Here is a 26433-nt window from a genome sequence, read left to right on the forward strand (position 1 = left end):
CGCCCAGCGATTTGGTAGGTCAGCTATTATGCCCTATTATTGGGTCATGACCACTGACGCACATATCACCGCCGACCAGATCGCAGCCAAAGAGGCGACCCGTCCGCATTACTCGAAGCTCGAGGATCTGCAGGGCCTTGTCGTGGCCGCCGCACAGGCCGCGCTGGGGATTCACCTGCTGCGCGCCGCAGGCCTCGTGACCGGGGGCACCGCAGGAGCCGCGCTGATCCTGTCCTATATCACCGGGTTCAGCTTCGGGGTCGTGTTCTTCGTGATCAACATCCCCTTCTACGCCTTCGCCTATTACGCGCGCGGCGCAGGCTTTGCGCTGAAGAGCCTCGTGACCGTGACGCTCGTCTCGCTGATGGCCGAGGCGCTCAAACCCGTCCTGCATGTCGCGGAAATCCACCCCGCCGTGGCCGCCGTGCTGTTCGGCATCTCGGCAGGCGTCGGCCTGCTGGGTCTCTTCCGACACAAGGGCAGCCTCGGCGGCGTCTCCATCGTCGCCGTGATCCTGCAAGACAAGTTCGGCTTCCGCGCGGGCTGGACGCAGCTGATCCATGACCTGTGCCTGTTTGTCATCGCGAGCTTCATCCTCGCGCCGCCGCTGGTGCTCTACTCGCTTCTGGGCGCGCTGGTACTGAACTTTATCGTTGCGATGAACCACCGTCGCGACTGGTATATCGCCGAGTGATCCGGCAGACTGCCGGGCATGTTCAACACCTACCTCTTCCTGCTCATCGCGGTCGCCTTCGAGACCTTCGGCTCGGCCTGTCTGCAGGCGAGCCAGCAATTCTCGCGGTTCTGGCCGACGGTGGGCGTGGCGGTGGGCTTCATCGGCGGGCTCTATTTCTTCACGCTGGTGCTGAAGGTGCTGCCGCTCGGGATCACCTATGCGCTGTGGTCCGGGATCGGCATGGTGCTGATCGCGGGCGTGGGCTGGCTGATGTTCAATCAGCGGCTGGATTTGCCCGCTCTGATCGGGATCGCGCTGATTCTGACGGGGATCATCGTGATCAACCTGTTCTCGAAATCGCATTTCCACTGACGTGATGCCGCATCGCGGCGCGATTGCCGCGCTGGGGGCTAGCCGAGAGGCGATCTTTCCTTTATGGGCGGGGCAACTCAAGAACAGGACGACCTCCCATGGACCTTCGCAACATTGCGATCATCGCTCACGTGGACCACGGCAAGACGACGCTCGTGGACCAGCTTCTGCGCCAATCGGGCGCTTTCCGTGAAAACCAAGCCGTCGCCGAACGCGCGATGGACAGCAACGACATCGAACGCGAACGCGGCATCACCATTCTCGCCAAGGCCACCTCGGTCGAGTGGAAAGGCACCCGCATCAACATCGTCGACACTCCCGGCCACGCCGATTTCGGCGGCGAGGTTGAGCGTATCCTGTCGATGGTAGACGGTGTAGTGCTGCTGGTGGACGCAGCCGAAGGCCCGATGCCGCAGACCAAATTCGTGACCTCGAAAGCGCTCGCGCTCGGCCTCAAGCCGATCGTGGTGCTCAACAAGGTCGACAAGCCCGCAGCCGAGCCCGATCGCGCGCTCGACGAGGTGTTCGACCTCTTCGCGAACCTCGACGCAGATGAAGAGCAGCTCGACTTCCCGCACCTTTATGCTTCCGGCATCGGCGGCTGGTGCGACGAAGAGCTGGACGGCCCGCGCGAGAACCTCGACGCGCTGTTCGACCTGATCCTGAAGCATGTCGAGCCGCCGAAGCAGGAATTCCGCGCCGACGAGCCCTTCCAGATGCTGGCCACCACGCTCTCGGCCGACCCGTTCATCGGGCGCATCCTCACGGGCCGCATCGAGGCGGGCACGCTGAAGGTCGGCGATCAGCTCAAGGCGCTCTCGCGCAAGGGCGACCGCATCGAAGCCTTCCGCTGCACCAAGATCCTCGCCTTCCGTGGCCTGTCGCAGCAGCCGATCGACGAAGCCGTCGCAGGCGACATCGTCACCGTCGCGGGCATGACCAAGGCGACCGTGGCCGACACGCTCTGTGCGCCCGAAGTCGACACCCCGATCGACGCGCAGCCGATCGATCCGCCGACGATCTCGGTGACCTTCGGCATCAACGACTCGCCGCTCGCCGGTAAGGACGGCTCGAAGGTCCAGTCGCGCATCATTCGCGACCGCCTGATGAAAGAGGCCGAAACCAACGTCGCGATCCGCGTCGAGGACACCCCCGGCGGCGACGCCTTCGTGGTCTCGGGCCGCGGCGAACTTCAGATGGGCGTTCTTATCGAGAACATGCGCCGCGAAGGGTTCGAGCTGTCGATCTCGCGCCCGAAGGTGATCTTCCGCGAGGAAGACGGCCAGCGCATGGAGCCGATCGAGGAAGTCATCATCGACGTGGATGAGGAATATTCCGGCGTCGTGATCGAGAAACTGACCGGCTACCGCAAGGGCGAGCTGGCCGAGATGCGCCCGGCCGAGGGTGGCAAGACCCGCATCGTGGCCCATGTTCCCTCGCGCGGCATGATCGGCTATCAGGGCGAGTTCCTGACCGATACCCGCGGCTCGGGCGTGCTCAACCGCCTGTTCCACGGCTGGACCCCTTACAAGGGCCCGATCGACGGCCGCCGTCAGGGCGTGCTGATCTCGATGGAGAATGGCGTATCGGTCGCCTACGCGCTGTGGAACCTCGAAGAACGCGGTAAGCTGTTCATCGGCGCGCAGGAGCAGGTCTACATCGGCATGATCATCGGCGAGCATTCGCGCGAAAACGATCTCGAAGTGAATCCGCTCAAGGGCAAGAAGCTGACCAACGTCCGCGCCTCCGGCACGGATGAAGCGGTCCGCCTGACGCCCCCGACGCGGATGTCGCTCGAAGAAGCCATCGCCTATATCAACGATGACGAACTCGTCGAGGTCACGCCGAAGTCGATCCGACTGCGCAAACTGCACCTCGATCCGCACGAGCGTAAGCGCGCCGCGCGCGAAGCGTGATCGGTTGCGGCCCGCGCCGCACCGGAACACCGCAAGCTGACGTCACGAAGAAGGCCCCGCGCACCCGCCGGGGCCTTCTCCATGATTGCACCCGCCGCTTGCGGCCTTTATAAGGTTCCACAACAATATCTAGAATATCGAGGCGCGCGTGACCGACACTCCTGAACCGCCGGAAACCGAAGAAGAAGGCCCCGGGCGGCCCGCTTATCTCGGCCCCACTGTGTCCATCGCGGACGAGATGAAAACCGCCTATCTCGATTACGCGATGAGCGTGATCGTGAGCCGCGCGATCCCCGATCTGCGCGATGGTCTGAAGCCCGTTCACCGGCGCATCCTGTTTGCGATGCACGAGACCGGGAACACCTTCGACAAGCCCTATCGCAAATCGGCACGTCCGGTCGGCGACGTGATGGGTCAGTATCACCCGCATGGCGACGCCGCGATCTACGACGCGTTGGTGCGCATGGCGCAGCCCTTCTCGATGTCGCTGCCTCTGCTCGACGGTCAGGGCAACTTCGGCTCGATGGACGGCGATAACGCGGCGGCGATGCGCTACACCGAAGTGCGCATGGCGAAACCGGCCAATTACATTCTCGCCGATATCGAGAAAGACACGGTCGATTTCCAGGACAACTACGACGGCAAGCAGGAAGAACCGACGGTGCTTCCGGCGCGCTTCCCGAACATGCTGGTCAACGGCGCGGGCGGTATCGCTGTCGGCATGGCGACCAACATTCCGCCGCATAACCTCGGCGAGGTCTGCGACGCGACGCTGGCGCTGATCGACAACCCCGACATGTCGGACGAGGCGATCATGGAGATCGTCCCCGCCCCCGACTTCCCCACCGGCGGCCTGATCATGGGCCGTGGCGGCGCGCGCAAGGCTTACCTTGAAGGTCGTGGCTCGGTCATCATCCGGGCGAAGACCCGCGTGGAAGAGATCCGCAAGGACCGCTTCGCGATCGTGTTGGACGAGATTCCCTATCAGGTGAACAAGGCGGCGATGATCGAAAAGATCGCCGATCTCGTGCGCGAGAAGAAGCTCGAAGGCATCTCGAACATCGCCGACGAATCCGACCGCGTCGGCGTGCGCGTCGTGATCGAGCTGAAGCGCGACGCGACCCCGGATGTGGTGCTCAACCAGCTTTTCCGCTTCACGCAGATGCAGACCTCCTTCGGCTGCAACATGCTGGCGCTGAACGGCGGCCGCCCCGAGCAGCTGACGCTGCGCCAATTCCTCAGCTATTTCATCAGCTTCCGCGAGGAAGTTGTGGCGCGCCGCACCGCGTTCGAACTGCGCAAAGCGCGCGAGCGCAGCCATGTGCTGTGCGGTCTGGCCGTGGCAGTGTCGAACGTGGACGAGGTCGTCGCCACCATCCGCTCCTCGGCCGATGCGGCAGAGGCCCGCGCCCGCTTGATGGAGCGCCGCTGGCCCGCGCATGACATCGTCGAATATCTCAAGCTGATCGACGATCCGCTGCATCCGGTCAACGATGACGGCACCTACAACCTGTCCGAGACGCAGGCCCGCGCGATCCTCGATCTGCGCCTGCAGCGCCTGACCCAGATCGGCGTGAAGGAAGTCACGGACGAACTCGCCCAACTGGCCGAGAAGATCCGCGAATACCTCGCCATCCTCGCCTCGCGCGAGCGGATCATGGCCATCATCGCCGACGAGCTGCGCGAAGTGCGCGAGCTGTTTGCCGTGCCGCGCCGCACCGAGATCATCGACTGGGCCGGCGACATGGCCGACGAAGACCTGATCGAGCGCGAAGACATGGTCGTGACGGTCACCCAGGGCGGCTACATCAAGCGCACGCCGCTCGCCGATTTCCGCTCGCAAAAGCGCGGCGGCAAGGGGCTTTCCGGGGGCGCGCTGAAGGATGACGACACGGTCACCACGCTGTTCGTCGCCAACACCCATACGCAGCTTCTGTTCTTCACGACCGGCGGCATGGTCTACAAGATGAAGTGCTGGCAGCTGCCGCTCGGCTCGCGCCAGTCCAAGGGCAAGGCGATCGTCAACATCCTGCCGATCCCCACCGGTGTCTCGATCGCGGCGATCACGCCGGTCGATCGCGACGAGGCGGAATGGGACGACCTGCAGATGGTCTTCGCGACCTCCAAGGGCACCGTGCGCCGCAACCGCCTGTCGGATTTCACCAACGTCATGCGCAACGGCAAGATCGCGATGAAATTCGAGGACGAGAACGAAGGCATGCGCCTGATCAATGCGCGCATCTGTTCCGAGGACGACGACGTGATGCTGGTCACCGCCAGCGGTCGCGCGATCCGCTTCCCCGTGCCGGAAGTGCGCGTGTTCAACTCGCGCAACTCTGTCGGTGTGCGCGGCATCAAGCTGAAAGGCGATGACGAGGTCGTCTCGATGTCGGTCATCCGCCACTTCGAGGCCACTTCGGAAGAGCGCGTGGCCTATCTCAAGCAGCGTCGCCTGATGGCGGGCGTCACCGAGGAAGAGATCGAGCCGGACGAGGACGAGGAAGCCGTGGCCGAAGGTCAGCTTTCGACCGAACGCTACGCCGAGATGTCCGCCGCCGAGGATCTGATCCTGACGATCACGTCCAAGGGCTCCGGCAAGATCTCGTCGTCGCACGACTACCCGACCCGCGGTCGTGGCGGTCAGGGCGTGACGGCGATCGACAAGGCGATGCGGGGCGGCCCGCTGGTGGCCTCCTTCCCGGTCGAGATGAGCGATCAGATCATGCTCGCCACCTCGACGGGTCAGTCGATCCGATGCCCGGTGGAAGACATCTCCTTCCGCTCGCGCTCTGCCGGTGGCGTGCGTGTGTTCAACACCGCCAAGGGCGAGGTCGTGGTCTCGGTCGCGCGGATCGCCGATCAGGGTGAGGACGACGATCTGGAGCCGGACGCCGAAGGGTCGACCGATGCGCCGGACGCGCCGAACGCCTCCGAGGGTGGCGGCGGCACGCCGGATAGCGAAAGCTGATCCCGTACGGGCTGTTCCCAATTCGGAACGGCTTCGCAAAAAGCAATGAAATCAAGCCCCCGCTCCGCAAGGACGGGGGCTTTTTCTTGTTACAGGACGGGGTCGACGTCTGGAACTTCGGCGGGCGCGTGGCGCTCGGCAAAGGCTCGAACAAGAAGCTGCTCCGCTACCGACCCACCTTCTAATTGCAGACGCATTCCGATGTTGCGGCCCGGCCACGCGCCGGGCCGTTTCCATTTTTTCTTTTCTCCAATGTCCCGTCTGCGCGGAACCACCCCTGAAGCCACCCGTTGCGGTTGCACTATTAGAAACAGGGAGAGTTTCATGAAAGCCTTTGCAGACAGGCTCGGCCTACGAACCGACCCCACCATTTTTTTCGTATCAGCAGGCTTCACGATCCTCTTCGTGCTCGCGCTTGTCATCTTCCCCGGCCCGATTGGCGATGCGTTCGCCACGGGCCGTTCTTGGATTGTCACCAATCTCGGCTGGTTCTTCATCCTCGGCGTCAACATCTGGCTCGGGTTTCTGATCTGGGCCGCACTGTCGCGCCACGGCCATATCCGGCTGGGTCCGAGGGACAGCCGCCCCGAATACGGCAATCTGTCATGGTTCACGATGCTCTTCGCGGGCGGCATCGGCACGGTTCTGATGTTCTGGGGCGTGGCCGAGCCGATGAGCCATTTCTCTAAGCCGCCGCTGCCGGGCGTCGAGCCCTATTCCGACGAGGCCGCGAAAGACGCGATCTCCATCGCGGTCTATCACCTCGGCCTGCACACCTGGACAATCTTCACGCTGCCGGGGCTTGGCTTCGCCTATTTCATCAACCGCTACGACCTGCCGGTGCGGGTGTCTTCGGTGTTCTATCCGCTGCTGAAAGAGGGCATCAACGGGCCGATCGGCAAAGCGATCGACATCGCCTCGATCCTCGGCACGCTGTTCGGCGTCGCCGTCTCGCTCGGCCTCGGCTCCAGCCAGATCGCCGCTGGCCTGGACGCGCTTCTGGGTACGGGCGACGGCACGTTCGTCAAGATCGCGATCCTGACGGTGCTGACCGCCGTGGCGATCACCTCGATCGTGGCGGGGCTCGACAAGGGCGTGAAGCTGCTGTCGAACATCAATATCGGCATGGCCGTGGGGCTGATGGTCTTCGTGCTGATCTTCGGCTCGACCCTGTTCCTGCTGCGCGGGATCGTGCAGACCGTCGGCCTCTATCTCACCAACCTGCCGCATCTGGCCTTCTGGAACGACATGCTGGCCAACGAGAACCCCGACACGCCCGGCTGGGGCTGGCAGGGCTCGTGGACGGTGTTCTACTGGGCCTGGACGGTGACTTGGTCGCCCTTCATCGGGTTGTTCGTGGCCCGCATCTCGCGCGGCCGCACGGTGCGCGAATTCGTCTTTGGCGTGCTGCTGGCGCCCTCGCTCTTCACTCTGATCTGGTTCGCGATCTTCGGCTGGCAGGCGATGGAGTTCGACGGCATCGGTCAGGCCGCCCGCGATGCGATGGGCGATCAGGCGGGGCAATTGTCGCAAGCGGTCTCGGATAGCGTTCCGCTCGCGATGTTCGCCTTCTTCGAGCATTTCCCCTTCGTCCATATCGTCCAAGGCATCGCGGTGATCGTGGTCGCGATCTTCTTCGCAACCTCGTCGGACTCGGCGTCCCTCGTGGTCGATATGCTCTGCACCGGCACACCGACGCCGGGCCCGGTCCATCAGCGCGTCTTCTGGGGCGCAGCAGAGGGCCTCGTCGCGGCGATGCTGATCGTGCTGGCGGGCGATGCGGGGCTGACCGCACTGCAGCAGGTCATCACGGTCGTGGGCCTGCCGATCTTCATATTGGTCTCGATGATGATCCCCTCGATCATAAAGGGCTTTGCGCTGGAGGATATCGACCACGTCTCGATCGGGAAGCGGCCCAAGCTGGACGATTTCTGATCGCGCGCGATCCCGAGGTCAGACCCAATCGAACGGCCCGGAGTGGAAACGCTCCGGGCCGTTAACCCATTAGAAAGTTTAACCCTTCCTTAAGACCCGTCCGCCTGCCAAAAGAGATCGAAGCCGCAGCGGAGCATGAGCCCGAAGCGCAGCCGGCGAAGTTCGGCCTTGTTCAGTTTCCGCGTCACGAGGTCCGATCATGCGCCACGCTCCTGTCTCTGCCCTGCGGGGCGCCGTTTTCTGTCTCGCCGCAGCCGTCGGCGCTGGCCCCGCGCTCGCCCAAAGCGCGCTCGGCTTCACCGGGGCCGAGCTGACGATCCAGAACTCCACCGGCGACTTTGGAACCGCCCGCGCCGATCTGAGCGCCGATTTCGCCCTGACCTCAGCGCATGGGCTGCAACTCGACCTCGGCGCAAATGATGCCGGTCCGCGCTGGCGTGGCGATCTGGCGGCGCATCTCTACATGGCGCCCACGGAGCGCGCGAAATACGGGCTCTTCGCCGCCGTCTCCGACACCAGCCACGCCAGCCAGACGGCCTATGCGCTCGGCGCCGAAGCGATCTGGGCCGTGGGCACGCGCGGCAGCGTCTCGGCGCGCGGCGGGCTCGGCACCGTCAAACCCGGCAGCAACGATTACGTCTTCGCGGGCCTCGCCGCACGGTGGGACGTCAGCCCGCGCACGACGCTGACCGCAGGGCTTTCCGTCGTCGACATCTCCGAACTTGCCTTCAGCGCCCGCGAGACCATCGCCGCGCTCGGGTTGCGCCACCGGCTGGGCGACGGCCCCGCGATGCTCTTCACCCGCATCGAGCGCGCCCATTTTACCGGCCGCCCCGACAGCCGCGACGAGACGCGTCTCGCCCTCGGCCTCACAGTGCGCTTCGGCCCGCGCGGTCACGGCGTACGCAACCAGAGCTTCGCGCCGATCCGCCCGCTCGACGGCCTCTTCGCGCGTGGTACCTTCGCCCTGGACTGAGCACTTCCCTTTTTCCGCTTTGACCACTACATGAGCGGCCATGACAGAAGAACTCCATATCGTCGGCGGTGGCATGGCGGGCTCGGAAGCGGCCTGGCAAGCGGCGAATGCCGGCATCCGCGTGGTGCTGCATGAAATGCGGCCCAAGGTCGAAACCTTTGCGCACCAGACCGGCAACTATGCCGAGATGGTCTGCTCGAACTCGTTCCGCTCGGACGATCACGAGCGCAACGCCGTGGGTCAGCTCCATTGGGAAATGGGCGCCGCGAACGGGCTGATCATGGACACGGCGCGGCAGCATCGTCTGCCCGCAGGTGGTGCGCTCGCCGTGGACCGCGAGGCGTTTACGCAATCCGTGACCGAGGCGCTGCGCGCCCATGAGAACATTTCCTTTACCGAGGAAGAAGTTACCGAGCTTCCTTCAAGTGGCAAATGGATCTTCGCGACCGGCCCGCTGACCTCGGAATCCTTGGGCAAAGCGATCCTGCAAGCGACCGGCGAAGAGCGTCTGGCCTTCTTCGACGCCATCGCGCCCATCGTCTATGCCGACACGATCGACATGTCCGTCGCGTGGCGTCAGTCGCGCTACGACAAGGGCGAGACCGAGGAAGAGCGCACCGCCTATATCAACTGTCCGATGACGAAGGACGAATACGAAGCCTTCATCGACGCGCTTCTCGCGGCCGACAAGACCGAGTTCCACGAGGGCGAAACTGCGGGCTATTTCGACGGCTGCCTGCCCATCGAGGTCATGGCAGAACGCGGCCGTGAAACCCTGCGCCACGGGCCAATGAAGCCGGTCGGTCTGACCAACGAACACGATCCGCAAACCAAGGCCTGGGCCGTCGTGCAGCTGCGCCGCGACAACGCGCTCGGCACGCTCTACAATATCGTGGGCTTCCAGACCAAGATGAAGTACGGCGCGCAAGCCGATGTTTTCCGGATGATTCCGGGGCTTCAGGATGCCAAATTCGCGCGTCTCGGCGGCATCCACCGCAACACCTTCATCAACTCGCCTACACTGCTCGATGCCCAGATGCGGCTGAAATCGCACCCGAACCTGCGCTTCGCCGGACAGATCACCGGCGTCGAGGGCTATGTCGAGAGCGCCGCGATGGGGCTGCTGGCGGGTCGTATGGCCGCTGCCGAACTTCAAGGCCGCGAACTGCCGCCCCCGGGACCCGAAACCGCGATGGGGGCGTTGATCACCCACATCACCGGCGGGGCCGAGGCGAAGACGTTCCAACCGATGAACGTCAATTTCGGGCTCTTCCCGCCGATCGACGCCAAGGGCGGGCGGCGTGGCCGCAAAGACCGCTACAAGGCCTATACCGATCGCGCCAAGACGGTCTTCGGCGTCTGGCTGGCGCAGCAAGGAGAGACTGTATGAATTACGTACTGGCCCTGTTTCTGCCGCCGCTTTCTATCGTTCTGATCGGACGCATCTTCCTCGCGATCCTCGTCTTCGTGATCTGGATTCCGGCGATCATCTTCTCGGGCGGGCTGACGCATCCGATGTTCATCCTGCTCGCCTGGATCCTGATCTATCAGGCGCATGCGGATCGCCGCGCGGGCGGCTGATTTGGCGGGGTGCGCGCGTCAATGATCACACGCTTCGCCCCCTCGCCAACGGGCCCGCTGCATCTGGGCCATGCCTATAGTGCGATCTTCGCGCATGACATGGCACGCAAGGCCGGCGGCCAGTTCCTGCTGCGGATCGAAGATATCGACCAAAGCCGCGCGCGACCGCATTGGGAAGAGCAAATCTATGACGATCTGCGCTGGCTTGGGCTGACCTGGGACGGGCCGGTTCTCCGCCAATCGGACCGCTTGAACATCTATCGCGAAGCCCTTGAAACACTTTGGGAAAGAGACCTTCTCTTTGCCTGCACCTGCACGCGGCGTGATATCGAGGCGGCAGCCTCCGCACCGCAGGAAGGCGTGCAATACGGGCCCGACGGTCTGATCTACCCCGGCACCTGCCGCGAGCGCGGCGCGCGTCGCCCCGGGGCTCCGCTGCCCGACAGCGCGCTACGCCTGAACATGATCCGTGCCGCCCGCGATATCCGTTTCGAGGAAATCTGCGCGCTGCACAAAGGCACGCATAACGTCTCCCGCGCCGATCTGATCGACAAGGTGGGCGATGTCGTGCTCGCGCGGCGCGAGATGGGCACGTCCTATCATCTCGCAGTCGTGCTCGACGATGCCGCGCAAGCCATTACTCATGTCACCCGCGGCGCGGACCTGTTCGACGCCACGCAGATCCATGTTCTGCTTCAAGCGATGCTTGAACTTCCGACGCCAACTTATTGCCATCACGAGCTAATCCGTGACGAGAGTGGAAAACGCCTCGCGAAGCGCGACGACGCCCGCGCCATCGCGAAATACCGCGAGGACGGGGCCACCCCGGGCGACATTCGCCGCATGGTCGGGCTGCCCGCTTCCTCTTGACGGAAATATCCTCCCCGAAGGGCCGCTCTCAATCTTCCATCGGCGTGAGGATCTCGACCTCTTCGCCATCGCGGATCGCGGTGTAGAAGCACGACCTGCGATTGGTGTGGCAGGCCGGGCCTTCCTGCTCGACCAGAACCAGAAGCGCGTCGCGGTCGCAATCCACCCGCATCTCGCGCAGGCGCTGCACATGGCCCGAGGTCTCGCCCTTCACCCAGAACGATTTCCGTGAGCGCGACCAATAGGTTACGCGCCCTGTTTCAAGTGTCTTCGCGACGCTTTCCGCGTTCATCCATGCCATCATCAGGATATCGCCCGAGAGCGCATCCTGCGCGATCGCGGGGATCAAACCGTTGGCGTCATAGGTCAAGCTGGCGGGATCGAATGGCATCGGCTCTTTCCTTCCTGTGGCTCAGGTCCTATCTACGCCGGACGGGCCGAAGGGGAAAGAGATGAGCGACACCGATCTGATCAAGCTCTATTCGCAGCGTATTCTGGCGCTCGCCGCCGATATGCCGGGCACCGATCCGCTCCCCGAGCCCGACGTGACCGTGCGCAAGCGCGCGCCGCTGTGCGGCTCCACGGTCGAGGTTTCTCTGACCTGCACGGATGGCCGCGTGACCGGTTATAGCCAGACCGTCCATGCCTGTGCGCTGGGTCAGGCCTCGGCTGCGATCTTCGGGGCGCAGGTCGTGGGTCGCACGCACGACGAGGTTGCGAAGCTGCGCGATCAGCTGGCCGAGATGCTCAAGGGCGGCCCCGTCCCCGATGCGCCTTTTGGCGAGTATGAGGTTCTGCAAGCCGCGCGCGACTACCCCAACCGGCATGGCTCGATCCTGCTCGCCCCCGAGGCGACGCTCGAAGCGCTCGAGCAGTGCTGAGCCGCTAACCTCCACCTCTCTCGCGATAAAAAAAGCCGCCACTCGAAAGAGCGGCGGCTGAAGTTGCGCTTTACGGACAGGCGGGCCTGGGGGACAGGCGAAGCCGCAGGTTTGGGACAGGTGCGGCAGCCAAAAAGCGCGAGGCAGTAACGATGAGACAGGTCGGGCTTAGAGGAGCCCCGGCAGCCAAAGCGCCATGATGAAGCTTGCGCAAAGCGCGATGCCCCCCACGGCGTCGGCCAGCAGTGTGCTGTGATTGCGGTCGAGAAGTTCCTTGATTTCCTTGGCCATCTGGCACCTCCATTCCCTCTGTTGCTACTTTGTTCTCATAATTGACGTCGCGTGTAAAGAACTTTTTAGGAACATTTGAGAACACTGGGTGAGAACGTGAGTCGAACGGGGCTCAGCCGATGCCGATCAGACGGATCGCGCGGTCCTGTTCCATCAGCCACAGCAGCACCCGCGCCGCCTGTCCGCGCGGGCCGCTCAACTCGGGATCGTCGGACAGGAGCTTGCGCGCATCCGACTGCGCCACCGCCATCAGACCGGCCTGGCGTTCGAGGTCAGCCACGCGAAAGCGCGGCAGGCCCGACTGTGCCGTGCCGATCACATCGCCCGCCCCGCGCATGGCGAGGTCTTCCTCGGCGATGCGGAACCCGTCCTCGCTTTCGCGCAGGATCGACAGGCGCCGTTCGGCCGTCTCGCTCAAGGGCGTCTGGTAGATCATCAGGCAGGTCGAGGCCGCAGCCCCACGCCCGACCCGCCCGCGCAGTTGGTGGAGCTGCGCGAGACCGAAGCTCTCGGCCCGCTCGATCACCATGATCGACGCGTTGGGCACGTTTACGCCCACCTCGATCACCGTCGTCGCGACGAGCACCCGGGTCTGCCCCTTCACGAAGGCCGCCATGGCAGCGTCTTTCTCGGCCGACGGCATCTGGCCGTGAACCAGCCCCACGACATCGTCGCCAAGCGCCGCGCGCAGCGCCAGAAAACGGTCGGTCGCAGAGCTCAGATCGACACGCTCGCTTTCTTCGACCAGCGGGCAGACCCAATAGGCCTGCCGCCCCTCGGCCACCGCTTTGCGCAGATGTTCGACCACCTCGCCCATCCGCTCCATCGCGACAAGCGCGGTCTTGACCGGCGTCCGGCCCGGCGGCTTTTCGTCCAAGAGGCTCACATCCATATCGCCATATTGCGCAAGCGCGAGCGAGCGCGGGATCGGTGTGGCGGTCATCACCAGCACGTCGACCGCCTGCCCCTTGGCGCCCAGCTCCATCCGCTGCGCCACGCCGAAGCGATGCTGCTCGTCGATCACGGAAAGCCGCAAATCCTGAAATTCCACGTCTTTCTGAAAAACCGCATGGGTGCCGACGAGGATGCCGATCGCGCCCGAGGCCAGATCGGCGAGCTTGCGCGCCCGCTCCGCCCCCTTGTCGCGCCCGGTCAGGATCTCCAGCCGGACGCCCGCCGCCTCGGCCAGCGGCGCCAGACCTTCGAGATGCTGGCGCGCGAGGATTTCCGTGGGCGCCATCATCACGCCCTGCCCGCCAGCCTCGACCGCCGTCAGAAGCGCCATGAAGGCGACCAGCGTTTTACCCGCGCCGACATCGCCCTGCAGCAGCCGGTTCATCCGCCGCTCGGAGCCCAGATCGCCCGCGATCTCGGCAATCGCGCGGGTCTGTGCGCCGGTCGGCTTGTAAGGCAAGCTCGCCAGCACCTGCGCCGAAAGCTTGCCCGTCCCGCGCGTCACGCGGCCCTTCTTGCGCCGCGACTGGCGCCGCGCGAGCGCTAGCGTCATCTGGTGGGCGAAAAGCTCGTCATAGGCGAGACGCGCGCGCGCCGGCGCGGTGGTCGAAAGATCGTCAATCTTTTCAGGGTGATGCGCCGTTTTCACCGCATCCTGCCAGTCGGGCCAGCCCTCGCGGCGCTTGAGCGCATCGTCGATCCATTCCGGCAGGTCGGGCGCGCGCGCCAAGGCCCCCTCCGCCGCCTTCGCCATCAGCTTTTGCGTGACGCCCGCGGTGAGCGGATAGACCGGCTCGAACCGGGGCATCTCACCCGCATTTTCGGGCGGCAGGATGTAGTCGGGATGCACGATCTGCGCCTGCCCGTCGTAGATTTCGAGCTTGCCCGAAATGATCCGCCGCGCCCCGTTGGGCATCTGTTTCGCGAGCCAGTCGCCGCGCGCGCGGAAGAAAACCAGCGTGATATCGCCCTGCGCGTCATGGCACAGAACCCGATCCGGCGCGCCTTGTTTGCGCGCGGGGCTATGAGCGCCGATGGTCACTTCGACGGTGACGGTGGTGCCTGCAGGCACGCCCTGCACGGTCGCGACGGGGCGGCGATCGATCACCGAATAGGGCAAGGTAAACAGCACATCGCGCGGGCGGGTGATCCCCAACCCTTCGAAATGCTTGGCCGTTTTCGGACCGACGCCCGCAAGGCTGTCGAGCTCGGCGAAGAGCTCGAAAAGCTCTGCGGGCCGCGTGCTCATGCGCCCCCCGCGAGCGCAATCCATTCATCCTCGTCGATGACGCGGATGTTCAATTCGGCCGCTTTCTTGGCTTTCGAGCCCGCGCCGGGCCCTGCGACGAGCAGGTCGGTCTTGGCGCTGACCGAGCCCGAGACTTTCGCACCAAGTGCCTCGGCCCGCGCCTTCGCCTCGGCCCGCGTCATCTTCTCCAGCGTGCCGGTGAAAACGACCGTAAGGCCCGAAACCGGACTGTCGGACTTCGGCTTCTCGGCCTCCTCGACGCTCAGATGCGCGGTGAGCCGGTCGATCGAGGCACGCTCGGCTTCTTGCTGGAAGGTCGTCACGACCGAGGTCGCGAGCGTCTCGCCCACCCCGTCGATCGAGATCAGATCGTCCCATTCCGGGCCCTGCCCGCAGTCTGCCTGCGTCATCGCGGCCTCGAATGTCTCCCATGTGCCGTAATGAGTCGCGAGCATCCCGGCGCTGGTCTCACCGACATGGCGGATGCCGAGCGCGAAGATCAGCCGTTGCAGCGGGATCGTGCGTTTCTCGGCGATGGCGGCAAAGAGATTGCGCGCGGATTTCTCGCCCCAACCCTCGCGGTTCTTGAGTTGCTGGAGGCCCTGACCGTAGCGCTCTTCCAGCGTAAAGATGTCGGCGGGCTCCTTGATCCAGCCGTCCTCGTAGAATTGCTCGACCTGTTTCGCGCCGAGCCCTTCAATGTCGAAAGCCGCGCGGGAGACGAAATGTTTCAGCTTTTCCACGGCTTGCGCGGGGCAGATCAGACCGCCCGTGCAGCGGCGCACCGCGTCGCCTTCTTCGCGGATCGCCTCGGAGCCGCAGCGGGGGCAATGGGTCGGGAAGTCGTAGGGCACCGCATCGTCGGGGCGGCGCGTGAGGTCCACATCGGCGATTTTCGGGATCACGTCGCCCGCGCGATAGACCTGCACCCAATCGCCGATGCGAATATCCTTGCCGCCGCGGATCTCGGCGCCCTTCGAATCGCGCCCGGCGATGTAATCCTCGTTATGCAGCGTCGCGTTCGAGACGACGACGCCGCCCACGGTCACCGGGGTCAGCCGCGCGACCGGCGAGAGCGCCCCGGTGCGACCGACCTGAATGTCGATCCCTTCGAGCTGCGTCCAGGCAAGCTCGGCGGGGAATTTATGCGCGATCGCCCAACGCGGCGTGGTCGAGCGGAAGCCCAGACGCCGCTGCAACGCGAGGTCGTTCACCTTGTAAACGACGCCGTCGATATCGTAGCCGAGCGTGGCGCGCTTCGCCTCAATCTCGCGGTAATGGCTAAGCATATCGGCGGGGCCGTTGCATAGCTCGGTCATCGGGTTGGTCTGGAAGCCGAGGGATTGCAGCCGCGCAATGGCGTCGATCTGGGTCTCGGCCAGCGGCGCGGACAGCTCGCCCCAGGCATAGGCGAAGAATTTCAGCGGGCGCGCGGCGGTGACTTTCGGGTCGAGCTGACGCAGCGATCCGGCGGCGGCATTGCGCGGATTGGCGAAACGCTTTTCGCCCGCGGCCTCGTTTCGGGTATTGAGCGCCTCGAAATCGGCGTGGCTCATATAGACCTCGCCGCGGACTTCCAGCACCTCCGGCGCGTCCGCGATCGACGTCGGAATATCGTCGATGGTGCGGGCATTCTCGGTGACGTTTTCGCCAACCGCGCCGTCGCCGCGCGTGGCCGCGTGGATCAGCTTGCCGTGTTCGTAGCGGATCGACAGCGACAGACCGTCGATCTTCGGCTCGGCCGTGTAGTTGAGCGGGGCATCCGTTTTCAGGCCGAGGAAGCTGCGGATGCTCTCGTCGAATTCGGTCACGTCCTCGTCGGAGAACGCGTTGGCGAGGCTCATCATGCGGACGGCATGGGTGATCTTGCCGAAGCCTTCGGCCAGCTGCCCGCCCACCTGTTCGCTGGGCGATTGGTCTGATTTCAGCGCGGGGAATTTCGCCTCGATCGCCGCGAGCCGCTGCTTGAGCGCGTCATACTCCGCATCCGAAATCTCGGGCGCGTCATGGGTGTGATAGGCAGTATTGGCCGCCGCGATCTTCTCGATCAGCTCGGGCAGCTCGGCGCGGGCCTCGGCCTCGCTCAGCGCGTCGATCTCGGTGCGGCTTGGCTCGGACATAAAAAGACCCCCTCGTGCTGACCTTGGTTTAGGCAAGCGCCGAGGGGGCGTAAAGAGCCGTGACGACGGAGATCATCGGCTTGAGGGAAGTCAGGCACCCATAGCGATGCGACGTTCCAACTCGGACGGGTCGGGATCGCGCAGCACATAGCCGCGGCCCCAGACGGTTTCGATGTAATTTTCGCCCTCGGTGGCATCGGCCAGCTTCTTGCGCAGTTTGCAGATGAAGACGTCGATGATCTTCAATTCGGGCTCATCCATGCCGCCATAGAGGTGGTTGAGGAACATCTCCTTCGTCAGGGTCGTGCCCTTCCGGAGGCTGAGCAGTTCGAGCATCTGGTATTCCTTGCCAGTCAGATGCACCGGCTTGCCGTCGACCTCGACCGTCTTCGCATCGAGATTGACCGAGATCTTGCCGGTGCGGATGATCGATTGGGCATGACCTTTGGACCGGCGGATGATCGCGTGAATGCGCGCCACCAATTCCTCGCGATGAAACGGCTTGGTCATGTAGTCATCGGCGCCGAAGCCGAATCCCTTGATCTTGTTCTCGGTGTCGTCCGCGCCGGTGAGAATCAGGATCGGCGTGTCGATCCTGGCCAGACGCAATTGCCGTAGCACCTCGTGCCCGTTCATGTCGGGAAGATTGAGGTCGAGCAGGATCAGATCGTAATCGTAGAGCTTCGCGAGATCGATTCCTTCCTCCCCCAGATCGGTGCAGTAGACGTTGAGATTCGCGTGCGTCAGCATCAATTCGATACTGCGCGACGTCGTCGGGTCGTCTTCCACCAATAAAATCCGCATCCTGGGTTCTCCGCATTAATCCCTCGATCGGGGTCGAGACTTACACCAAATGGTTAACACCGGGTTACCTTGTCACGTTTCCGTTACATCGCAATCTAAAGTTGTTTCAATTTCTGGATCGCGGTGACTTTAAGACCTTGAATCCCGTGCCTTTCGACACCCTCGATCCAGAGATCCAATTCCTCATCAGAGAGCGCATAGCGCTCCAGAACCTCGTCGCGGGCGATCAACCCATGCGCGACCGCCTGCACGATCACCGCTTTCCGGCTCGCCACCCATCGTCGGGTTTTCGGAGAGGGCAGATCCGCGCGCGTCAGGATCGTGCCGTCGGCGAGGGTCACCGCGCGCGGACCATCGACTTTCTTGAGATACATGGGCTCACCCCTTCAAGCTCTTCACGCCGGCCACACTGGCGCGCGGGCCCTTAACACTGCGTGAAACGCGGGGTTGAGAGTGGGTCGCATTTTCCTATATTGCTGCACGTCTCGTTAAAGGACGCTTCATCATGCCCAAGGATCTGCCGCTCAATTCGCTCGGTTTCGCCAAACCGCCCGCGGACACCCGCGTCGTCGTCGCCATGTCGGGCGGCGTCGATAGCTCGGTCGTGGCCGCCAAGCTGGCCGAGGAAGGCTATGACGTGGTGGGCGTGACGCTGCAGCTTTACGACCATGGCGCGGCGCTGGCCAAGAAAGGCGCGTGCTGCGCCGGGCAGGACATCCACGATGCGCGCCGCGTGGCCGAGGAAATGGGCTTTCCGCATTACGTGCTCGATTACGAGAACACCTTCCGCGAGGCGGTGATCGACGAATTCGCCGACGCCTATCTGGGCGGCGCGACGCCGGTGCCCTGCATCCGCTGCAACGAGCGCGTGAAGTTCAAGGACCTGCTGGAGACGGCGAAGGACCTCGACGCCGATTGCATGGCGACGGGCCATTACATCCAGCGCAAGGACGGTGCGGCCGGGCCGGAGCTGCATTGCGCAGCCGATGCGAACCGCGACCAGAGCTATTTCCTGTTCTCGACCACGCCCGAGCAGCTCGATTACCTGCGCTTCCCGCTGGGTCACCTGCCCTCGAAGGACGCGACGCGGGAGCTGGCTGCGAAATACGGGCTGGCCGTGGCCGACAAGCCCGACAGTCAGGATATCTGCTTTGTGCCGAACGGGAATTACGCGAGCGTCATCGAGAAGCTGCGGCCTGGTGCTGCCGATCCCGGCGATATCGTGGATATGCAGGGCAATGTGCTCGGCCAGCATCGCGGCGTGATCCATTACACGATTGGCCAGAGGCGCGGGCTCGGCATCGGCGGTCTCGAAGACCCGCTTTACGTGGTGAAGCTCGATCCGGACACCCGCCATGTGGTCGTCGGCCCGAAAGAGGCGCTGTCCACCCGCACCATCCCGGTGCGCGAGATCAACTGGCTGGGCGACGAGCCCTTCACCTCGCGCAAGGAGTGGCATCTGAAGGTCAAGGTCCGCTCGACCCGCCCGCCGCGCGAAGCGATCATCCGTCCGATCTCGGAAACCGAGGCGGAAGTCGAACTGGTCGTGCCAGAGGAAGGCGTCAGCCCCGGTCAGGCCTGCGTGTTCTACGCGCCCGAGGACAGCCGCATCTTCGGCGGTGGCTGGATCTACAAGAAGTAAGCGCCGAATAGGCCCGCAAACAGCACTGCGCGCGGCGAGCCCGTCTAGCTTGCCGCGCCTAACTATCTGTCGGATCACTCAGACCGGCACGTCTCCGAGGCTCACCCCGTGCTTGCCGACCCGAGTCGTCACTTTTTTCCGACCGCCTTGGCGAGCGCTTCGCCCTCTTCGGTGGCCGAGCGCACCGCGCGCTCCGCAATCCCCGTCATCGAGGTCGCGAGCTTCGTCATCTCGGCGGTGTAATCGCTGGCCGTGCGCTGCCAGAATTCGCCCCAGAGGCTCATCGCGCGCATCGGATCGGGCGTTTCCGCCAACTGGGTGACCATCTCCTGGTCGCGCTCGAAGCGGGTCTTCAGAAACTCGAGCAGCTCGATATTCTGCGCGATCATCGATTCCATCATCTTGAGCTGCGGTGCCATCACCGAGCTTACCGACCCCATATCCGGCACTGGCATACAGCCAGCCATGTTCATACCGGGTGCGGATTTCTTCTGTGCCATGTCAGCCTCCCTTGTGACTGGATGGCGCGAGCGTAGCATGGGTGCGGCGCACAGCGTTTGATTTGGAACAATCGTAGCGCGAAAAGCTTGGCTCAAGGCAAATGCCGAAAATTTGGGCCGAGATCGCGCGCCCGCGTATGCATTTCGAGCGTTAGCGTAAGTGAAGGACCGATGGCCGAGCCGCTTCTGATCCCGCGCCCCGAAGGGCTCTACTGCCCTAGCGGCAATTTCTATATCGACCCGAGTCGCCCCGTGGCGGGGGGGGGGGGGGGGGGGGGGGAGGGGGGGGGGGGGGGGGGAGGGGGAGGGGGGCGGTCCCTCCCACCTTCCCCCCCCTCCCCCCTTTTACACCCGCTCTCCCCACGCATGGCCATGCCGATCACGCGCGCGCAGGCCACGGGCATGTGCTGGCCACGCGCCAGACGCTGGAGATCATGGCGATCCGCTACGGCGAAGATTTCGCCGGTCAGCGGCAAGCCTATGAGGGGCCGCTCTCCGTAGGCGGCGTGGATGTCAGCTTTCACCCGGCGGGGCATGTTCTGGGCTCCGCGCAGATCGCGATCACGCATCGCGGGCAGCGGATCGTGGCGTCGGGCGATTACGCGCGCGTGGCCAATCCCTCCTGCGCGCCCTTCGAGCCGGTGCCCTGCGATACGTTCATTACCGAAGCCACCTTCGCGCTCCCGGTGTTCAAACATCCCGACCCGGCCGACGAGATGGCCAAGCTGATGGACTCCATGCGCGCCGCGCCGGAGCGCCCGCATCTAGTGGGCGCCTATGCGCTGGGCAAGGCGCAGCGGGTGATCATGCTCGCGCGCGAGGCGGGCTACGACGCGCCGATCTATATCCATGGCGCGCTGCAAAAGCTTTGCGACTATCACATCGAGCAGGGCATCCCCTTGGGCGATCTGCGCCCTGCCACGATGGACAAGGCCGAGGCGCGGGGCTTGCGCGAGGCGCTGGTGATCGCGCCGCCCTCCGCCTTTTCCTCGCCTTGGGTGCAGCGCTTTGCCGATCCTGTGATCTCTTTCGCCTCGGGCTGGATGCAGATCCGCGCCCGTGCCCGCCAGCGCGGCGTCGAACTAACGCTGGTGATCTCGGACCATATCGACTGGGTCGACCTGACGCGCACGGTGCGCGAGATCGACCCGTCCGAGCTGTGGATCACCCATGGCCGCGAGGAGGCGCTGATGCGCTGGGCCGAACTGGAGGGGCGCGTGGCCCGCCCGCTGCATCTCGTAGGCTATGAGGAGGAGCCGGAATGAAAGCCTTCGCGGTCCTCCTCGAACGGCTCGCCTTCACGCCGGGGCGCAATGCCAAGCTGAGCGTGCTGGCCGATTACCTGCGCCACGCGCCCGACCCCGAGCGCGGTTATGCGCTGGCGGCCCTGACCGGAGAGCTGGAACTGGGCCGCGCGCAGCCTGCGGTCCTGCGCGCCATGGTGGGCGAGCGGGTCGATCCCGAGCTCTTCGCGCTGTCCTATGACTACGTGGGCGATCTGGCCGAGACGATCGCGCTGATCTGGCCGCAGGAGAACACCGCCCAGGACGTCGATCTGGTCGAGATCGTCGAGACCTTGCAGGACACGCCCAAAACCCGCGTCGGGCCTCTGATCGCGGGTTGGCTGGATCGGCTGGAACCCTCGGAACGCTATGCGCTCTTGAAACTCGCGACCGGGGGGCTGCGCGTGGGCGTCTCGGCGCGGCTCGCGCGGGTGGCGCTGGCCTCGGTCGGCACGCCAGAGCTGGAGGAGATCGAGGAAATCTGGCACGGGCTCTCGCCGCCCTATCAGCCGCTTTTCGACTGGATCGAAGGCGGCGAGAAACCCGAGCGCGCGGGCTTTGCGCCGTTCCGGCCCGTGATGCTCTCGACGCCGACCGATCTCGACGCGCTGACCGATCTGTCGCCCGGCGACTTCGCCGCCGAGTGGAAATGGGACGGCATCAGAGTGCAAGCGGTGGCGGAGGGCGGCGAGCGGCGGCTCTATTCGCGCACCGGCGAGGATATCTCCGGCGCCTTTCCCGATGTGGTGGCACATATGGCGTTCGACGGCGCGCTCGATGGCGAGTTGATCGTGCGGCGCGGCGAACAGGTCGCGCCCTTCGGCGATCTGCAAAAGCGGCTGGGGCGGAAGTCTCCGGGCAAGGCGATGCTGGCCTCGCATCCGGCGGCGCTGCGCCTCTACGACATCCTGATCGAGGGCGAGGAAGATCTGCGCGCCCTGCCCTTCGACACCCGCCGCACGCGGCTGGAGGCCTTCGTCTCAGAGTTGAACCCGGAGCGCTTCGACGTCTCGAAGCTGCTGCCTTTCGAGACGTGGGACGACCTTGCCGCCCTTCGCAAAGACCCGCCCGAAGTGGTGATCGAAGGCGTGATGCTCAAACGCCGCGAAACGCCCTATATGGCGGGCCGCCCCAAGGGGCCGTGGTTCAAGTGGAAACGCGATCCGCGCATCATCGATGCGGTGATCCTCTACGCTCAACGAGGGCATGGCAAACGCTCGGGCTTCTATTCCGATTTCACCTTCGGCGTCTGGGACGGTGACCGGCTCGTGCCCGTGGGCAAGGCCTATTCCGGCTTCACCGACGAGGAGCTGCGCAACCTCGACCGTTTCGTGCGCAATCACACCGTGGAACGCTTCGGCCCGGTGCGGTCCCTGTCGCCCGATCTGGTGGTGGAAGTGGCCTTCGAAGGGCTCAACCGCTCCACCCGGCACAAATCCGGCGTCGCGATGCGCTTCCCGCGCATCTCGCGCATCCGCTGGGACAAACCCGCCGCCGAGGCCGACCGGATCGAGACGCTGCGCGCGATGCTGCCCGAGGTGACCCAGCCCTAGCGGATCAGCACATACTCCCCCGGCGCGTCGCAAAGCGGGCGATACTTGCGCCCCTTGCCCATGGGCGGCGGCGCGATCTCCTGCCCGTCGCCGGTCTTGCGCAGCCATTTCGCCCAAGGCTCCCACCACGATCCTTCGCGCGGCGCGCATTCCGCGGCCCAGTCCGACGCGGAAGGGTGCAGCATGCCGGGGCGGTGCTCCATCAAGCGGTAGCTCGCCCGCGGCGCGCCCGGCGGGCGCACGATCCCGGTATTGTGCCCACCCGAGACCAGCGCGAAGGTGACGGCGCCCGGCAGCGACCATGTCAGCTTGAAGACCGAATGCCACGGTGCGATGTGATCGGTCTGGGTCGCAACGGCAAAGACCGGGGTCTCGATATCCTGCAGGAAGACCGGCGCGCCGCGCGTATCCATCCGCCCCTCGGCCAGATCGTTGTCGAGAAACAGCCGGCGCAGATATTGCGAATGCATCTTGTAGGGCATCCGCGTCGCGTCGTGGCTCCACGAGGCCATCGCGCCATCCGTCTCGCGCTCTCCCATCAGATAGGTATGGACCGCCTGCGACCAGATCAGGTCTTTCGACTTGAGCATGGTGAAAGTGCCCGCCATCGCGGTCTTGTCGAGATAGCCCTCCTCCCACATCATATCTTCGATCAAGCTGAGTTGGTCTTCATTGGTGAACAGGCTCAATTCCCCGGCCTCGGTGAAATCGACCTGTGCCGCCAGCATCGTGAGCGAGGCCAGCCGATCATCGCCATCGCGCGCCATCGCCGCCGCCGCGACCGACAGAAGCGTGCCGCCGAGACAATAGCCCAGCCCGTGAACCTTTTCCGCCCCGGTGATCTCGCAGACCGCATCGAGCGCCGCCATCACGCCCTCTTCGCGGTAATCGTCGAAGCCCAGATCGCGGTCGCCCTCGTCGGGGTTCTTCCACGAGATCGCGAAGACGGTGAAACCTTGCCCCACGAGCCAGCGGATCAGCGAATTCGTCTCCTCCAGATCGAGGATGTAATATTTCATGATCCATGCTGGCACGATCAGCAGCGGCACCGAATGGACCTTCGGCGTGCTGGGCTCGTATTGCAGCAGCTCGATCAGATCGTTGCGCAGCACCACCTTGCCCGGCGTCAGCGCGACATCGGTTCCCGGGATCAGCGTGGGCTCCGGCTTGGTGTCGCCGGTCATCACCTTGAACGCATCCTCGCCCCAATAGCGCGCCCCGCGCATGAGGTTCACCCCGCCCTCTTTCAGCGTCTGGGCAAGCACCAGCGGATTGGTCGCGATGAAATTCGTGGGCGACGCCATGTCGAGCCATTGCCGCGCATAGAACTGCATCATCTGTTCATGGCGCGCCTCGACCCCGCGCACATCCGTCGTGGCGTTGTGCCACCATTGCTGGGCATGGAGGAAACTCTGCGCATAGAGGGAATACGGGAACTTCTGCCAGTCGGGCGCAGAGAAGCGGCGGTCCTGCGGCAGCGGGTCGAGCGGCTGCGCGCCCTCGTCGTCGCTCCGGTGCGGCGCCATCTCGCGCATCAGGTGCATCCATTTGCGGCCCGCCTTCCAGCCCAGCTCGGCCTGCTTGCCGGGGCTGAGCGCAAGATGGGTCGCCCAATCGGAAAACGCGAGCCCGAGCGAAATCGGAGACAGCCCGCCCTCAGCCCGGCCCATCAGCGCGTGAGACAACCGATCGAGACGTTCGAACGAGGCCAGCGCCGCGCTATGCTCGTCGGCCTGAGGTGTGTCGGCCTTGGCAGATTTGCCCGCAGCTTTCCCTGCGCCCTTGCGCGGCGGCGTCTTGTCCCCGGCCATATCCTTCATCCCGCAGCCTCCTAGCGTTGCGATTCCGCGCAGAACTTACCGCAAAAACGATGACAGCGGTTTGACCTGACGCAAGAGAACGCGCCCTCGCGACTCTTCACGCAAATAAGAGCCGATCTCACATGGGCGGGAGGCGGATGAAATATCGGAACTGAGGCATTGCTGCATCGGTTCACCCTGCACATCTCGAGACGCAAGGGCAAAGGCGAGATGGCAAACCGGGACACGCCACCCCCGGGGAGCGCTGTCCGCTGCCGATGCCCCGCGACATACGGATACGACATACGGAAAGGCCGGGTTTCTCTCTCCACCCTTCCCTCTGCCCGGGTTTCCGCCCGACCTGCTTCCGGGTTCTCCTGTCTCTCTTGCCCGGAAGCAGGCCCCTTCACTCCCAACTCCCCGCCCCTCTCGGGCGGGGTTTTCTTTGCCCGCCTCACCTGCGCGATAGAGCACGCAAGCCTGCGCGCGGCCGCGGGGTGACACCGGTCGCCTGCGTGCTAGCTATGCCCGGTCATGTTGAGCAGGCTTCGAGACAATATCATTCCGCTGACGGTGGCGCTGTCGCTCCTGATGGAGCTGATCGACGCGACCGTTCTGGCGACCGCGATCCCGGTGATCGCGCGGGACCTGTCGGTGCCGGTGCTGTCGCTCAAGATGGCGATGGCGACCTATCTGATCGCGCTCGCCGCTTTCGTGCCGATCTCGGGCTGGATCGCGGACCGGATCGGGGCGCGGCGGACTTTCCTCGCGGCGATGGGCGTGTTTCTCGTGGCCTCGCTTCTCTGTGCGATCCAGACGAGCCTGACCGGGCTGGTGCTGGCCCGCGCGTTGCAGGGCATCGGAGCCGCGATGATGAGCCCCGTGGGCCGCCTGATCGTGCTGCGCCACACCTCCAAGGAGGAGATGACCCGCGCGATGGTCTATGTCACCCTGCCCGCGCTGATCGGCCCGGCGCTGGGCCCCTTCGTGGGCGCGACGGTGACGACCTTCCTCGGCTGGCGCTCGATCTTCCTGATGAACCTGCCGCTGGGGGCGCTCGCGATCTGGCTGACGCTGCGCCACATGCCCGCCGACGGCCCGCCCGAGACGAAGCCGTTCGATTTTCCGGGCTTCCTGCTGTCTGCCGTGGGGCTGGCAGCCGTGATGACCGGGTTTTCCGCGCTGGGCGAGCATATCCTGCCATGGCAGGCCGCCGCGGGCCTCAGCATCGCGGGCGTGGCGCTGCTCGTCCTCTACTGGCTGCGCGCGCGCAATACGTCCGAGCCGCTTCTCGATCTGCGGCTGTTCCGGCATCGCACCTTCGATGTCTCGATCACCGGCGGGCTGATCTTCCGGCTGTCGAACGGCGCGATCTCGCTGCTGCTGCCGCTGTTCTTCCAACTGGGCCTCGGGGCCTCGGTGATGGTCTCGGGCGCGCTGACGGGTCTGAACGCAGTGGGCGCGGTCAGTCTGCGGACCTTCGTGCCGCGCATCCTCGACCGGTTCGGCTTCAAATGGGTGATGATCTGGGCGGCGGTGATCCGCGGCGCGACGATCTTCGGCTTCCTCACCGTGACGAGCATCCATGACTGGCAACTGATCCCGCTTCTGCTGATCGGTGGCGCCGCGCAATCGGTCGTCTTCACCGCGATCAACTCCATCGGGTTCGCCGATCTCGATACGCGCGAGATGAGCCCCGCCACCGCCTTCACCGCGATGAGCCGTCAGGTCTCGCTCGCGCTCGGCATCGCGCTGGCGGGCGTGGTGCTGGAACTGACCGCAGGCTCGGCGGCGACCACGACAGGGGCCGAGATGATCCCGATCCACGCCTTCCTCTGGGGCTTTGCGATTGCGGGCGCGACGGGGCCGCTCTCGGCGCTCTATTTCCTGCGCCTGCGCCGGGGCGATGCCGACGGGCTGCGCCGCAAGCGCCGGACCGTCGAGCCCTACGGTTCGGCCAAGGAGCGCTTCCGCGCCCCGCAATCCAAGCAACGCGAACCAGCCGAATGAGCAGTGCTGCACCGGACCCGAAAAATCGGGGATGCGCAGGGCGTTAACCCGGT

At 64.7% G+C, this 26433-nt stretch carries 21 protein-coding genes and 1 pseudogene; 14 read left to right on the plus strand and 8 right to left on the minus strand.

Going from position 1 to position 26433, the window contains the following annotated elements; translation table 11 throughout:
- The first annotated feature begins 46 nt into the window (after nucleotides 1-46).
- The 9 genes from ACZ7GB_RS12930 to gluQRS all read left to right on the plus strand — a co-directional run bounded on the left by ACZ7GB_RS12930 (nucleotide 47) and on the right by gluQRS (nucleotide 11294).
- Nucleotides 47-694: a YitT family protein gene (locus ACZ7GB_RS12930; RefSeq protein ID WP_078601379.1), complete on the plus strand. Its 648-nt coding sequence runs from the start codon at nucleotides 47-49 to the stop codon at nucleotides 692-694.
- An 18-nt stretch (nucleotides 695-712) separates the two neighbouring features.
- Nucleotides 713-1048, plus strand: a complete 336-nt coding sequence (locus ACZ7GB_RS12935; RefSeq protein ID WP_078520728.1) for a DMT family transporter — start codon at nucleotides 713-715, stop codon at nucleotides 1046-1048.
- Between the two features lie 98 nt (nucleotides 1049-1146).
- Nucleotides 1147-2964 (plus strand): translational GTPase TypA, encoded by a 1818-nt coding sequence (gene typA, locus ACZ7GB_RS12940; RefSeq protein ID WP_472158982.1) that lies wholly within the window; start codon nucleotides 1147-1149, stop codon nucleotides 2962-2964.
- A gap of 148 nt (nucleotides 2965-3112) precedes the next feature.
- Nucleotides 3113-5932, plus strand: coding sequence for a DNA gyrase subunit A (gyrA, locus tag ACZ7GB_RS12945; RefSeq protein ID WP_472158983.1), 2820 nt, complete (start codon nucleotides 3113-3115; stop codon nucleotides 5930-5932).
- Nucleotides 5933-6256: 324 nt separating this feature from the next.
- Nucleotides 6257-7867 (plus strand): BCCT family transporter, encoded by a 1611-nt coding sequence (locus tag ACZ7GB_RS12950; RefSeq protein ID WP_472158984.1) that lies wholly within the window; start codon nucleotides 6257-6259, stop codon nucleotides 7865-7867.
- A gap of 199 nt (nucleotides 7868-8066) precedes the next feature.
- A complete protein-coding gene (locus ACZ7GB_RS12955; RefSeq protein WP_472158986.1) occupies nucleotides 8067-8843 on the plus strand; it encodes a hypothetical protein in 777 nt (258 codons plus the stop codon).
- 40 nt (nucleotides 8844-8883) lie between these two features.
- Entirely contained in the window at nucleotides 8884-10233 is a 1350-nt protein-coding gene (gene trmFO / locus ACZ7GB_RS12960) for a methylenetetrahydrofolate--tRNA-(uracil(54)-C(5))-methyltransferase (FADH(2)-oxidizing) TrmFO (RefSeq protein WP_472158987.1), read from the plus strand.
- Nucleotides 10230-10424 carry a hypothetical protein gene (locus ACZ7GB_RS12965; protein ID WP_078520734.1) on the plus strand — a complete coding sequence of 65 codons (195 nt, stop codon included), beginning with the start codon at nucleotides 10230-10232 and terminating at the stop codon, nucleotides 10422-10424. Before trmFO ends, ACZ7GB_RS12965 begins: the two co-directional genes overlap by 4 nt.
- Before the next feature lie 21 nt (nucleotides 10425-10445).
- The gene (gluQRS, locus tag ACZ7GB_RS12970; protein ID WP_078601373.1) at nucleotides 10446-11294 is read left to right on the plus strand and encodes a tRNA glutamyl-Q(34) synthetase GluQRS; all 849 of its coding nucleotides are present in this window, start codon (nucleotides 10446-10448) and stop codon (nucleotides 11292-11294) included.
- 28 nt (nucleotides 11295-11322) lie between these two features.
- On the opposite strand, the gene hisI is transcribed toward gluQRS, so the two are convergent.
- Nucleotides 11323-11685, minus strand: a complete 363-nt coding sequence (gene hisI, locus ACZ7GB_RS12975; protein WP_078540842.1) for a phosphoribosyl-AMP cyclohydrolase — start codon at nucleotides 11683-11685, stop codon at nucleotides 11323-11325.
- Between the two features lie 61 nt (nucleotides 11686-11746).
- Here hisI and ACZ7GB_RS12980 point away from each other — a divergent pair, with 61 nt between their 5' ends.
- Nucleotides 11747-12175, plus strand: a complete 429-nt coding sequence (locus tag ACZ7GB_RS12980; protein WP_472158989.1) for an iron-sulfur cluster assembly scaffold protein — start codon at nucleotides 11747-11749, stop codon at nucleotides 12173-12175.
- Nucleotides 12176-12343: 168 nt separating this feature from the next.
- Here ACZ7GB_RS12980 and ACZ7GB_RS12985 read toward each other — a convergent pair whose 3' ends face one another.
- From ACZ7GB_RS12985 to sciP, 5 genes are all read right to left on the minus strand, one after another.
- Nucleotides 12344-12466 (minus strand): hypothetical protein, encoded by a 123-nt coding sequence (locus ACZ7GB_RS12985; protein ID WP_255266459.1) that lies wholly within the window; start codon nucleotides 12464-12466, stop codon nucleotides 12344-12346.
- A 112-nt stretch (nucleotides 12467-12578) separates the two neighbouring features.
- The gene (gene recG / locus ACZ7GB_RS12990) at nucleotides 12579-14669 is read right to left on the minus strand and encodes an ATP-dependent DNA helicase RecG (RefSeq protein WP_472158990.1); all 2091 of its coding nucleotides are present in this window, start codon (nucleotides 14667-14669) and stop codon (nucleotides 12579-12581) included.
- The gene (ligA, locus tag ACZ7GB_RS12995; RefSeq protein ID WP_472158992.1) at nucleotides 14666-16789 is read right to left on the minus strand and encodes an NAD-dependent DNA ligase LigA; all 2124 of its coding nucleotides are present in this window, start codon (nucleotides 16787-16789) and stop codon (nucleotides 14666-14668) included. The genes recG and ligA overlap by 4 nt, the downstream gene beginning before the upstream one ends.
- Nucleotides 16790-16879: 90 nt before the next feature.
- Entirely contained in the window at nucleotides 16880-17593 is a 714-nt protein-coding gene (gene ctrA, locus ACZ7GB_RS13000) for a response regulator transcription factor CtrA (protein ID WP_078520739.1), read from the minus strand.
- Between the two features lie 95 nt (nucleotides 17594-17688).
- Nucleotides 17689-17967, minus strand: a complete 279-nt coding sequence (gene sciP, locus ACZ7GB_RS13005) for a CtrA inhibitor SciP (protein ID WP_078520740.1) — start codon at nucleotides 17965-17967, stop codon at nucleotides 17689-17691.
- Nucleotides 17968-18098: 131 nt separating this feature from the next.
- Here sciP and mnmA point away from each other — a divergent pair, with 131 nt between their 5' ends.
- Nucleotides 18099-19235 (plus strand): tRNA 2-thiouridine(34) synthase MnmA, encoded by a 1137-nt coding sequence (gene mnmA, locus ACZ7GB_RS13010; protein ID WP_274962795.1) that lies wholly within the window; start codon nucleotides 18099-18101, stop codon nucleotides 19233-19235.
- 128 nt (nucleotides 19236-19363) lie between these two features.
- On the opposite strand, the gene ACZ7GB_RS13015 is transcribed toward mnmA, so the two are convergent.
- Nucleotides 19364-19735 (minus strand): phasin family protein, encoded by a 372-nt coding sequence (locus ACZ7GB_RS13015; RefSeq protein WP_165756948.1) that lies wholly within the window; start codon nucleotides 19733-19735, stop codon nucleotides 19364-19366.
- 171 nt (nucleotides 19736-19906) lie between these two features.
- On the opposite strand from ACZ7GB_RS13015, the pseudogene ACZ7GB_RS13020 reads away from it, so the two are divergent.
- Together ACZ7GB_RS13020 and ACZ7GB_RS13025 are read left to right on the plus strand one after the other, a co-directional pair.
- Nucleotides 19907-21000: pseudogene (locus ACZ7GB_RS13020) on the plus strand (ligase-associated DNA damage response exonuclease).
- On the plus strand, nucleotides 20997-22571 hold the full coding sequence (locus ACZ7GB_RS13025) for a cisplatin damage response ATP-dependent DNA ligase (RefSeq protein WP_472158993.1): 1575 nt from the start codon (nucleotides 20997-20999) through the stop codon (nucleotides 22569-22571). Before ACZ7GB_RS13020 ends, ACZ7GB_RS13025 begins: the two are co-directional and overlap by 4 nt.
- Here ACZ7GB_RS13025 and ACZ7GB_RS13030 read toward each other — a convergent pair.
- Nucleotides 22568-24391, minus strand: a complete 1824-nt coding sequence (locus ACZ7GB_RS13030) for a PHA/PHB synthase family protein (protein ID WP_472158995.1) — start codon at nucleotides 24389-24391, stop codon at nucleotides 22568-22570. The two genes, ACZ7GB_RS13025 and ACZ7GB_RS13030, sit on opposite strands and share 4 nt — an antisense overlap.
- Before the next feature lie 513 nt (nucleotides 24392-24904).
- On the opposite strand from ACZ7GB_RS13030, the gene ACZ7GB_RS13035 reads away from it, so the two are divergent.
- Nucleotides 24905-26380 (plus strand): MFS transporter, encoded by a 1476-nt coding sequence (locus tag ACZ7GB_RS13035; protein WP_472158996.1) that lies wholly within the window; start codon nucleotides 24905-24907, stop codon nucleotides 26378-26380.
- Nucleotides 26381-26433: the final 53 nt, after the last annotated feature.

It is taken from the genome of Thioclava sp. PTB-PU3-1, from assembly GCF_055666785.1.

What these genes read in the sequence shown, in the direction of transcription:
- ACZ7GB_RS12930 (WP_078601379.1), top strand. Translation starts at nt 47, where the DNA reads ATGACCACTGACGCACATATCACCGCCGACCAGATCGCAGCCAAAGAG.
- ACZ7GB_RS12935 (WP_078520728.1), top strand. Translation starts at nt 713, where the DNA reads ATGTTCAACACCTACCTCTTCCTGCTCATCGCGGTCGCCTTCGAGACC.
- typA (WP_472158982.1), top strand. Translation starts at nt 1,147, where the DNA reads ATGGACCTTCGCAACATTGCGATCATCGCTCACGTGGACCACGGCAAG.
- ACZ7GB_RS12950 (WP_472158984.1), top strand. Translation starts at nt 6,257, where the DNA reads ATGAAAGCCTTTGCAGACAGGCTCGGCCTACGAACCGACCCCACCATT.
- ACZ7GB_RS12955 (WP_472158986.1), top strand. Translation starts at nt 8,067, where the DNA reads ATGCGCCACGCTCCTGTCTCTGCCCTGCGGGGCGCCGTTTTCTGTCTC.
- trmFO (WP_472158987.1), top strand. Translation starts at nt 8,884, where the DNA reads ATGACAGAAGAACTCCATATCGTCGGCGGTGGCATGGCGGGCTCGGAA.
- ACZ7GB_RS12965 (WP_078520734.1), top strand. Translation starts at nt 10,230, where the DNA reads ATGAATTACGTACTGGCCCTGTTTCTGCCGCCGCTTTCTATCGTTCTG.
- gluQRS (WP_078601373.1), top strand. Translation starts at nt 10,446, where the DNA reads ATGATCACACGCTTCGCCCCCTCGCCAACGGGCCCGCTGCATCTGGGC.
- hisI (WP_078540842.1), bottom strand. Translation starts at nt 11,685, where the DNA reads ATGCCATTCGATCCCGCCAGCTTGACCTATGACGCCAACGGTTTGATC.
- ACZ7GB_RS12980 (WP_472158989.1), top strand. Translation starts at nt 11,747, where the DNA reads ATGAGCGACACCGATCTGATCAAGCTCTATTCGCAGCGTATTCTGGCG.
- ACZ7GB_RS12985 (WP_255266459.1), bottom strand. Translation starts at nt 12,466, where the DNA reads ATGGCCAAGGAAATCAAGGAACTTCTCGACCGCAATCACAGCACACTG.
- recG (WP_472158990.1), bottom strand. Translation starts at nt 14,669, where the DNA reads ATGAGCACGCGGCCCGCAGAGCTTTTCGAGCTCTTCGCCGAGCTCGAC.
- ligA (WP_472158992.1), bottom strand. Translation starts at nt 16,789, where the DNA reads ATGTCCGAGCCAAGCCGCACCGAGATCGACGCGCTGAGCGAGGCCGAG.
- ctrA (WP_078520739.1), bottom strand. Translation starts at nt 17,593, where the DNA reads ATGCGGATTTTATTGGTGGAAGACGACCCGACGACGTCGCGCAGTATC.
- sciP (WP_078520740.1), bottom strand. Translation starts at nt 17,967, where the DNA reads ATGTATCTCAAGAAAGTCGATGGTCCGCGCGCGGTGACCCTCGCCGAC.
- mnmA (WP_274962795.1), top strand. Translation starts at nt 18,099, where the DNA reads ATGCCCAAGGATCTGCCGCTCAATTCGCTCGGTTTCGCCAAACCGCCC.
- ACZ7GB_RS13015 (WP_165756948.1), bottom strand. Translation starts at nt 19,735, where the DNA reads ATGGCACAGAAGAAATCCGCACCCGGTATGAACATGGCTGGCTGTATG.
- ACZ7GB_RS13025 (WP_472158993.1), top strand. Translation starts at nt 20,997, where the DNA reads ATGAAAGCCTTCGCGGTCCTCCTCGAACGGCTCGCCTTCACGCCGGGG.
- ACZ7GB_RS13030 (WP_472158995.1), bottom strand. Translation starts at nt 24,391, where the DNA reads ATGAAGGATATGGCCGGGGACAAGACGCCGCCGCGCAAGGGCGCAGGG.
- ACZ7GB_RS13035 (WP_472158996.1), top strand. Translation starts at nt 24,905, where the DNA reads ATGTTGAGCAGGCTTCGAGACAATATCATTCCGCTGACGGTGGCGCTG.